Source organism: Variovorax sp. P2_H12 (assembly GCF_056403395.1).
The window spans coordinates 1-380 of the sequence record NZ_JBFUFO010000289.1 but is presented as its reverse complement, the minus strand read 5'-3'; the positions used below and the strand labels follow the sequence as shown (position 1 = coordinate 380).

The following is a 380-nucleotide window of genomic DNA, read 5'->3' as shown; positions in this document are numbered from 1 at the left end:
TGCCCGACGGATACCGGGCCATGGCCGACCGCGAGGCCCTGAAGGTCCTCGTCCAGCCCTGAGCCGATACACCCCTGGGGGTGCCGGGCGGCGTACGGCCGCTCCGTGGACGTCTGCGTGCGATGGCAACGAAGCGATCAGCCGATGCACACAGCGATCAGACAGATCTGTGTCGGAGATGTCGGATCACCCGCCGACGTGATCGGCAGCAGGTGCACAGCCGATGGGCCAGAGGCGGGGTGTTCGGTGGAAGCGGGCGGCGTCGTCGCCGGGGCCTGGGCCTGGGGCGGCGTCTCGGCGTTGCCTGTGTCCGTCCCGGTGGTCGACTCGGGTGTGGTGTGCGCTGCGGTGCTCGAGGTCGCGGGAGAGGAGGCCGTGGC

1 protein-coding gene is annotated in these 380 nt (G+C 70.8%); it reads left to right on the top strand.

Translation table 11 applies throughout. The features are described from left to right. Positions 1-144 precede the first annotated feature (144 nt). A partial coding sequence (locus tag AC1DYK_RS36185) for a hypothetical protein (protein ID WP_478170653.1) occupies positions 145-380 on the top strand: 236 nt, incomplete at its 3' end.